Source organism: Acidobacteriota bacterium, from assembly GCA_009861545.1.
In the GTDB taxonomy this organism is placed as follows: domain Bacteria; phylum Acidobacteriota; class Vicinamibacteria; order Vicinamibacterales; family UBA8438; genus WTFV01.
This window is the reverse complement of sequence record VXME01000127.1, coordinates 1-4513: the sequence shown is the minus strand read 5'-3', so window position 1 is coordinate 4513 and position 4513 is coordinate 1. Positions and strand designations below refer to the sequence as shown.

The window sequence follows — 4513 nt, the reverse complement described above, 5'->3', positions numbered from 1 at the left end:
ACCACTCCCAGATCGGCCGCCGGCTCGTCTATCGCCAGCCCCCCCGCCACGTTGACGAACACGTCCTCGCCGGCCAGCCCCAGCCCCGCCCGCTTCTCGAGCACCGCCAGGAGCAGCGACAGGCGGTTGTGGTCGATGCCGCTCGCCATCCGCCGCGCCGTCCCGTACGCGCCGGTGCTGACCAGCGCCTGCACCTCGACCAGAATGGGCCGCGTGCCCTCCAGCGAGCACAGCACCACCGACCCCGGCACCCCGGCCGCGCGGTCGGAGAGGAACAGGCGCGACGGATTCGAGACCGCCACCAGCCCCGCGCCGGTCATCTCGAACACGCCCAGCTCGCTGACCGCCCCGAAACGGTTCTTCACCGCCCGCACCACGCGGTGCGAATGATGCCGCTCGCCCTCGAAGTACAGCACCGTGTCGACCACGTGCTCCAGCACCTTCGGCCCGGCCAGGCTCCCGTCCTTGGTGACATGGCCGACGAGAATCGTCGGCAGGTTGCGCCGCTTGGCGCCGAACAGCAGGTGCGTCGCCGCCTCGCGCACCTGCCCCACGCTGCCCGGCGCCGACGCCAGGTTCAGCGAGTAGATCGTCTGGATGGAGTCCACCACCAGCAGCCTCGGCCGCACCCGGTCGACCGCTTCGAGCAGCCTCTCGAGGCAGGTCTCGGCCAGCAGGTACAGATCGGCGTCGCCGACGTCGAGGCGCTCCCCGCGCTCTTTCACCTGCTGCTCGGACTCCTCGCCCGACGCGTACAGCACGGGACCGGCCGCGGCCGCGATCCGCGCCGCCACCTGCAGCAGCAGCGTCGACTTCCCGATGCCCGGCTCGCCGCCCACCAGCACCATCGAGCCGGGCACGATGCCGCCCCCGAGCACGCGGTCGAACTCCCCGAACCCGCTCGGCACGCGCGCGGCGTTCTCGACGTCGATCTCGCTGTAGCGGCGCACCTCGGCCGGCCCCGCGAGCCCGCCGTAGCGGGCGTCGTCCCCGGCGGCCGGCGCTGCCGCCTCCGGCTCCTCGACCAGGGTGTTCCATTCCCCGCAGTCCGGGCATTGCCCGGTCCACTTCCGCGACCGGCTGCCGCACGTCTGGCAGACGAACACCGTCCGCGCCTCCGCCTTCGCTCTGGGCATCGTTCGGGGAATGAGTCAGGGATTATAGGTCCGCTCGATCCGCGCCCCGATGCGGCACAGGATCTCGTGCGGCACCGTGCCTATCGCGCCCGCCACCTCCCGGGCGCCGATGGCGTCCGCGCCCTGTGCGCCGAGCAGGACGACCTCGTCGCCCGGCGCCGCCTCTACGGCCGTGACGTCGACGACCAGCGAGTCCATCGAGACCGCCACCACCGGCGCCCGCACGCCGCCGACCAGCAGCGCGCCCCGCCCGGCGAGCCGCAGGTCGAGACCGTCCGCGTAGCCGGCCGGGATCAGCGCCACCCGCAATGCCCGGTCCGCGACGAAGCGCGCGCCGTAGCCGGCCGACTCGCCCGGACGCATGCCCTTGACCGCCACCACGCGGCTCCGCAGCGACATCACCGGCCGCAGGCGCAGGTCGGGCGCCAGCGGCGGCGGCGCGATGCCGTACAGCAGCAGGCCGGGCCGCACCGCGTCGTACCAGGTCCGCCGGTCCCGCAGCAGCGCGGCGCTGTTGGCGGCGTGCCACCAGACGCCGGCGAGGCCGAGTGCGGGCGCCGCCGCGCGGACCGCCTCGAAGCGCGCGCGCTGGTGCTCGAACAGCGGGTGCTCGCGGTCTTCCGCGGTCGCGAAGTGCGTATAGACGGCCTCCACCGCCAGATGCGGCGCCTGCAGCACGGCCGGCAGGGTCGCCGGCAGATTGTCGTGGCGGAACCCGAACCGGTTCATCCCCGTGTCGATCTTCAGGTGCACCCCCAGGCGCACGCCGCGCGCGGCCGCCGCCTGCTCCAGCGCCCGCGCCGCCGCCGGCGACGAGACCGTCGGCGTCAGGCCGTGCGCGAACACGCCGTCGAGATCGCTGACGCTCAGCGCGCCGAACACCAGGATCGGCGCCCGCACCCCGGCGGCGCGCAGGTCGACGCCTTCCTCGATGTCGGCGCAGGCGAGCATCGGCGGCGGAACGGACCGGCCCCGCGCCTCCCCCTCGAGCGCGAGCGCCACGCGCGCCGCCCCGTGGCCGTAGGCGTTGGCCTTGATGACCGCGACGATGCGCGGCGGCGGGCCGCCCGCGCCGCCGGCCAGCAGGCCGCGGATCGCCCGGAAGTTGGCGATCAGACCGTCGAGGTCGACGACGGCATGGGTTGGGCGTACCACGGCGGGTCGTCAGGGCCCGGCTACTGGTAGTCGGCGCTCAGGTTCTCGAAGCGGGTCTGCTGCTTCAGGAAGGCCAGACGGACCGTGCCCGTCGGTCCGTTGCGCTGCTTGCCGATGATGATCTCCGCGACGTTCTCGTTCTCCGGCGTCTCGTCGTACATGTCCTCGCGGAAGATGAACATGACCACGTCGGCGTCCTGCTCCAGCGCCCCGGACTCCCGCAGGTCGGACAGTTGCGGGCGCTTGTCGCCGCGCGACTCCGGTGCGCGGCTGAGCTGCGACAGCGCCACCACCGGCACGTCGAGCTCCTTCGCCAGCGCCTTGAGCGAACGCGAGATCGAGGCGATCTCCTGGTTACGGTTCTCGAACCGGCCGCGCCCCTGCATCAACTGCAGGTAGTCGATGATGATCAGGTCGAGCCCGTGCTCCGCCTGCAGCCGCCGCGACTTCGCCCGCATCTCCAGCACGCCGAGCGACGGCGTGTCGTCGATGTACACGCGCGCGGCGGACAGCGAGGTCATCGCCTCCGACAGGCTGGCGTAGTCGGCGTCGGTCAGCAGGCCGGTGCGGAAGCGGTGGGAGTCGACCTGCGCGGCGCTGGTCAGCATCCGCAGGAAGAGCTGCTCCTTCGCCATCTCGAGGCTGAAGACGCCGACCGTCCGCTCGCCGGTGGTCCCGACGTGGGCGCCGATGTTCAGCGCGAACGCCGTCTTGCCCATCGAGGGGCGGGCGGCCACGATGACGAGATCCGCCGGCTGGAGGCCGGCCGTCATGTCGTCGATGTCGGCGAAACCGGTCGGCACGCCGGTGACCGCGTTCCGGACGTTCTGCAGCCGCTCGATCGTGGCGAAGCTGTCCTGGGCCAGCTCGCTCAGGGGCACGAAGCCGCTGCGGATGCGGCCCTCCGCGATCGCGAAGATCTCCTGCTCGGCCCGGTCGAGCACGACGGAAGCCTCGTCCTGCGCCGTGTAGGCCTCGGCCTCGATGCGGTTCGCGGCGGCGATCAGATTGCGGAGCGTGGCGCGCTCCTTGACTATCCGCGCGTAGTGCTCGACGTTGGTCGAGCGCGGGACCCCGTCCGCGAGCGACGAGATGTAGGCGGGGCCGCCGACCGGGTCGAGATCGCCGGACCGGCTCAGCTCGTCGCGCAGCGTGACCAGATCGATGGCCTGACCCCGCTCGTTGAGGTCGACCATCTTGTCGAAGACGCGGCGGTGGGCGTCACGGAAGAAGTCGTCGGCGTCGATCAGCTCCGCCGCGACGTTGAACGCATCGTTGCGGATGAGAATGGCGCCGAGGATGGATCGCTCCGCCTCCAGGTTGTGGGGCAGCGCCTTCTCGCCCGCGCTGACGGCCGGCTGCGCCATGTCTCGCTCCAACCGCCTCGGAACGCCGCCCGCCGACCGCAGCGCGACCGCAACGGTCGCGTTCGGCGACGATTGTCGGGCTACGTCGCTGCGTCCCCGGCCTCGGCCGACTCGGTCTCGGCGTCGGCCTCGGCCGACTCGGCGCCGGTATCCTCCTGGACCACCTTCACGGTGACCTCGGTGCTCACCTCCCGGTGCAGCTTCACCGTCACGGGGAACTCGCCGAGCTCCTTCAGCGGCTCGCCGAGCTGGATCTGGCGCTTGTCGACCTCGAAGTCGAGCGTCGCGAGATGGTCCGCGACATCGGCCGAGGTGACCGACCCGTAGAGCGTGCCCGTCTCCCCGACCCGGCGCGGGATGACGCACTCGGTCCCGCGCAGGCGCTCGCCGAAGCTCTCGGCGCGGGCCCGCTCGTCCGCCTCGCGGGCGTCGGCGACCACCCGCTCGCGCTCCACCTGCCGGCGGTTCGACGGCGTCACCAGCAGGGCGAGCTTCTGCGGCAACAGGTAGTTGCGCGCGTAGCCGTTGGCCACGTTGACGATATCGCCGCGACGGCCCAGGTTGTCGATGTGATCCCGCAGGATGACTTCCATCATCGGCGACTCCTAATCCAGCACGTACGGCACCAGCGCGAGCTGGCGTGCGCGTTTGATGGCCGTCGTCAGCTTGCGCTGGCACTTGGCGCACGTCCCGGAGATGCGCCGGGGCTGGATCTTGCCGCGTTCGGCGATCGCCATCATGAGCAGACGCACGTCCTTGTAGTCGATGTAGTCCACCTTGTCCACGCAGTAGCGGCAGACCTTGCGCCGGCGCCCGCCGCCGCGGCGCTGTGGCGTATACACATATCCGAGCCCA

General features: G+C 71.9%; 5 protein-coding genes. All 5 read right to left on the bottom strand.

Features of this window, described 5'->3' with window-relative positions; genetic code table 11:
- Positions 1 to 1136: DNA repair protein RadA (radA, locus tag F4X11_20340; GenBank protein ID MYN67345.1), on the bottom strand; the 1136-nt coding region annotated here is incomplete at its 3' end.
- 15 nt (positions 1137 to 1151) lie between these two features.
- Positions 1152 to 2291, bottom strand: a complete 1140-nt coding sequence (alr, locus tag F4X11_20335) for an alanine racemase (protein ID MYN67344.1) — start codon at positions 2289 to 2291, stop codon at positions 1152 to 1154.
- A gap of 20 nt (positions 2292 to 2311) precedes the next feature.
- Positions 2312 to 3658, bottom strand: a complete 1347-nt coding sequence (gene dnaB / locus F4X11_20330; protein MYN67343.1) for a replicative DNA helicase — start codon at positions 3656 to 3658, stop codon at positions 2312 to 2314.
- An 80-nt stretch (positions 3659 to 3738) separates the two neighbouring features.
- Positions 3739 to 4251 (bottom strand): 50S ribosomal protein L9, encoded by a 513-nt coding sequence (locus tag F4X11_20325; protein ID MYN67342.1) that lies wholly within the window; start codon positions 4249 to 4251, stop codon positions 3739 to 3741.
- 12 nt (positions 4252 to 4263) lie between these two features.
- Complete coding sequence (rpsR, locus tag F4X11_20320; GenBank protein MYN67341.1) at positions 4264 to 4500, bottom strand: 30S ribosomal protein S18; 237 nt, start codon at positions 4498 to 4500, stop codon at positions 4264 to 4266.
- Positions 4501 to 4513: the final 13 nt, after the last annotated feature.

Excerpts from the sequence above, each read along its gene's own strand:
- dnaB (MYN67343.1), bottom strand. The coding sequence starts at position 3,658 with ATGGCGCAGCCGGCCGTCAGCGCGGGCGAGAAGGCGCTGCCCCACAAC.
- F4X11_20325 (MYN67342.1), bottom strand. The coding sequence starts at position 4,251 with ATGGAAGTCATCCTGCGGGATCACATCGACAACCTGGGCCGTCGCGGC.